Source organism: Azospirillum endophyticum, from assembly GCF_016595245.1.
Lineage (GTDB): Bacteria > Pseudomonadota > Alphaproteobacteria > Azospirillales > Azospirillaceae > Azospirillum > Azospirillum endophyticum.
Genome location: NZ_JAENHM010000047.1, coordinates 1 through 3,660, shown reverse-complemented (window position 1 = coordinate 3,660; position 3,660 = coordinate 1). Strand labels below are relative to the sequence as shown.

At 61.7% G+C, this 3,660-nt stretch carries 4 protein-coding genes; 3 read left to right on the top strand and 1 reads right to left on the bottom strand.

Annotated elements, in window-relative coordinates; translation table 11 throughout:
- Positions 1-630: 630 nt before the first annotated feature.
- The 3 genes from JHL17_RS16070 (at position 631) to JHL17_RS16060 (ending at position 3,110) form a co-directional block, all read left to right on the top strand.
- Positions 631-1,563 carry a replication protein RepA gene (locus JHL17_RS16070; RefSeq protein ID WP_085557439.1) on the top strand — a complete coding sequence of 311 codons (933 nt, stop codon included), beginning with the start codon at positions 631-633 and terminating at the stop codon, positions 1,561-1,563.
- 205 nt (positions 1,564-1,768) lie between these two features.
- A complete protein-coding gene (locus JHL17_RS16065; RefSeq protein WP_085557440.1) occupies positions 1,769-2,413 on the top strand; it encodes a ParA family protein in 645 nt (214 codons plus the stop codon).
- A 109-nt stretch (positions 2,414-2,522) separates the two neighbouring features.
- Positions 2,523-3,110: a hypothetical protein gene (locus JHL17_RS16060; protein ID WP_200194555.1), complete on the top strand. Its 588-nt coding sequence runs from the start codon at positions 2,523-2,525 to the stop codon at positions 3,108-3,110.
- A 178-nt stretch (positions 3,111-3,288) separates the two neighbouring features.
- Here JHL17_RS16060 and JHL17_RS16055 read toward each other — a convergent pair.
- On the bottom strand, positions 3,289-3,660 hold a 372-nt coding region (locus tag JHL17_RS16055; RefSeq protein WP_200194554.1), incomplete at its 5' end, for a hypothetical protein.

Here is a 3,660-nt window from a genome sequence, read left to right as displayed (position 1 = left end):
CGCCTGATCTCCATCGCTTCTGGGCGAAATCCGTCGGCAGGCCGAGTTCTGCACCAAAGTCGATCCGCACCGTCCCCTCCCCCGCTTCAGCGCCCACCCCGGGTATCAGAGCAACAATGTGCGCCGGAGAGAACTTTTCAAGAACATTGATTCATTGACACCTCGAATGTCGATCTGAAGGCGTGGACTTTAGGGGCGCCTGAGAACAGCTTTGGACTCTAGGGGCGCATAGGATTGCGCTCGGGCGGAGCAGAACAGCGCCATCCGGTCTGGAACAGTGGACTTTGGGGGCGCTTCATCCTAATTGCCGGCTCTGCCGATCCGACGGTGCTGGCATTTGGACTCTGGGGGCGCGGCTCCGATTCGGGTTCCTGTGTCTCGATTCGCGTTCAACGGCTCGGCAGCGACCCAACGACGGGCGAGTTGAGCACAGTCAAAACTTGGACTTTGGGGGCAACCCCATGGACTCTGGGGGCAGGCGAATCGATGCGAATCGGCAAATCCCGTGGACTATAGGGGCGAATCAAATAGTAAGATAACTACTAGGTTGTCAAATAGCCTGCGCCCCCAGAGTCCAACTTGAAGAATCTAGGACTGATCGTCATCCTGCCACCGGATCAGGAGTAGGCCATGGCTGAAATTCACCAGCTCATCATCAAACACGGTCGCGACGAAGCCAAGCGCCTCGTCCCGGTCGAAGACCGGCAGTATGTAGACATTGCCGCTCGAATGCTGGCTGAAGAGAATCCTGCCCTTGGCATCACCTACTCCGGATTCTGCCTCACCGCACTACCACACAAACGGCTCGAAGATGAGGCGGTCTGGCGCCGGCAGGGCCATAAGGTTCGGCTGATCATCGAACCCGGCCGCCTTCCTCTCCCCGGCGGCGAGGACAAGCTCTACGGTGTTCCTTTCGGCAGCCGTGCCCGCCTGATGCTGCTCTATCTCCAAACCCGCGCCATCCAGACCAGTTGCCCCGAGGTCGAACTCGGCAGGAGCATGCGAGAGTGGATGAGCCGCATGGGTGTGCCGATCGGTGGAAAGAGCTACAGGGACATCAAGGAGCAGGCAAATCGAATTTCAGCCTGCAATCTGACATTCGTATGGGACGACGATGGCCGCAAGGCCAAGTTCGCGAAGGACTCAATCGTCAAGGGCGGCATCCAGCTTTACGAAGCCGATGATGACAACCAGCCCCGTCTATGGGTCGACACCGTCAGGCTTGGCGACAACTTTTACAAGGCTCTTACTGACCATCCGGTACCAATTGCAGAGCCTGCACTGCGGCATATCTCCAACCAGAGCATGGCGATCGACGTCTATATCTGGCTTGCCTACCGCCTGCACTCCTTGGACAAGCCGGCACCTGTCACCTGGGCGGCTCTCCACGGACAGTTCGGCGCCGGCTATGACCGCATCCGGAAGTTCAAGGAACGGTTCATTGAGCCGCTCAAGGCCGCCCTTGCAGTCTACCCAGAAGCGGATGTCGAAATCACGGATGAAGCTGTGGTCCTGAAGCCGTCCGCACCTCCGATCCCGGAGAAGCAGTTCCTCATCAGGTAGTCGACCATTCCGTGGACTTTAGGGGCGCGCCCCCAAAGTCCACTCCTTGCCTGGACTGAAAGCTGTACCAGGGTTGAAATGGGCCTCCCCTATAGGCGTTGACACCGCCGCTGCGGATCTCGCACCCTCCCGCCAGACCAGAGCCGTGGCGGTCGGACCTTTCCGGCCCTGCCTGGTTGATCGCACGTGCGGGGGACAGCATCAGATGGGCAGGATCATCACCTTCGGCAGCAGCAAAGGCGGCGTGGGCAAGACCACCCTTGCCTACTCGATGGCCGAGTTCCTGAAGCGTAAGGGCGAGGCGGTGTGCGCCCTCGATGCCGATCCGAACAAGAACCTGTCCGGTTGGCTCGCGCAGTCCCAACTCGTCGAAGGTCGCGTCGTCCAGGCTGACGACCTCGTCCAAGTGGCCAACGCGATGGCCGAGTCCCACAGCTTCGTCCTCATCGATGTGCCGGGCGCCAACAGCACCGCCCTGATCAACGCAATCGACATATCCAGCTTGGTGTTGATCCCGACCAAAGCGGACCTGAAAGACGTTGTCGAGGCGTTCCGCACCTTCCAGCACGTCGTGAACGCCATCACGAAGGCCCGCCGGTTCTCCCCCCGCGCCCATATCCCTGCCGCCGCAGTGCTGTCCCAGGTCGACCGGCGCGCCACTGTCGATCAGGCTGCCCGGCAGCAGCTCACCAGCCTGGGCGTGCCGACGATGAAAGCCGACCTCGGCCTGAAAGCCTCCATCAACCATGCGAGCTTCGCGCAGAAGCCGGCGCCTTATGCGGCGATGTCCGACGACATCGAGGCAATCGGTGTCGAGGCTCTCGCCCTACTGGAGACATTCCGTGGCTAAGCCCCGTCAGCCTGGAAAGGACTTCGAGGTGGTCCACAAGCCGAAGGCGCGGACGAGCAGGCGCCCGCCGCCGGCGCCAGTGACGGACTCCGCATACCTCCAAGCTGTGATGGGCGACGCACAGAAGCCCTCGGTACCAGTCGAGATCCTCCCCTCCCCTCCCCCGGGGCAAGTTGCGCTTGATGGAGAGTTATTCCCTCCCCTGCCGGAATCCCGTGCGCCGCGCACCGCCGATGAGTTCCTATCCCGGATCACCGAACTCTGGGAGGATGCCCAGCAGAGGTTCCTTCGGATCGGCGAACTGCTGACGCTGGCGGAGACGCGCCTCACCGACGACGATCGGCAAGCCCTGTATGATGGTCTGAACCGCCGGTTCGGGAAGTCTGCCCGGTCGCAGCTGATGAGCGCCTACCGGGCGATCCGGGACCGTGTCGTGCCGCAGGAGATGGCCGCCGCAGGATACGGCACCGTCTACATGCTAGCCCGGCTCACCGACGAGCAGCGCAGTCGAGCCGCCGCCGAAGGACTGCTGCGTCCGGACATTCGCCAGGCGGAGATCCGGCAGTTCTTCCAAAGCGCCCGCGCGCCGATGAGTCGCGAAAGCAGGATCGCAGAGCTTGAGGCGAGAGAAGCCAAGCTCTTGGCGGAACTGGCGAGGGTGCGTGATGAACTGGCTCGGGAGCGCAGACAGGTTTAATCGATTAAACTCTCGCTAGTTTAATTGATTAAACCGGTGCGGCGCTTTCGAACAACAAAGAGGGCGCCGTCGCCAGCCCTGACGCCATCGACCGTCACACGGGGAGAGTGCCGATTGCTGTCTCAGGGCAATTGATGGATTGCCGTATCACTCCGACCACCTCCTCCAACGGGGCCTTTCAAAGCGCATCAGCCCGCTCCGCTTCATCACTCGTCGCGGCCGGCTGACAACCGCCCAGGCGACGGATCATATCGAGCGCCGTTTCGGCGTAGCCTGCGATCCGCACCAGTTCCGGCCCTGCTCCGCAGTTTGGACCGATGGCGCCTGAGGCGATCATCTGGATTTCCTCCAGCGCCTGTCCAAAGGCCTTGAGCGCATCGTCCGCGTGTTGCCGGGCGTGGGCTGCATCCTCCAGAAGACTGGCTGGCGACCGCCTTTCCAGTTCGGTGAAGCTGTTGCCGATGGCGATCTCGCTCAGCCATGCGAGGGGACTTTGGTGCAGAACTCGGCCTGCCGACGGATTTCGCCCAGAAGCGATGGAGATCAGGCG

Bases quoted from the DNA above. Each gene is read 5' to 3' on its own strand.
- JHL17_RS16060 (WP_200194555.1), top strand. From the start codon at position 2,523: ATGGGCGACGCACAGAAGCCCTCGGTACCAGTCGAGATCCTCCCCTCC.
- JHL17_RS16065 (WP_085557440.1), top strand. From the start codon at position 1,769: ATGGGCAGGATCATCACCTTCGGCAGCAGCAAAGGCGGCGTGGGCAAG.
- JHL17_RS16070 (WP_085557439.1), top strand. From the start codon at position 631: ATGGCTGAAATTCACCAGCTCATCATCAAACACGGTCGCGACGAAGCC.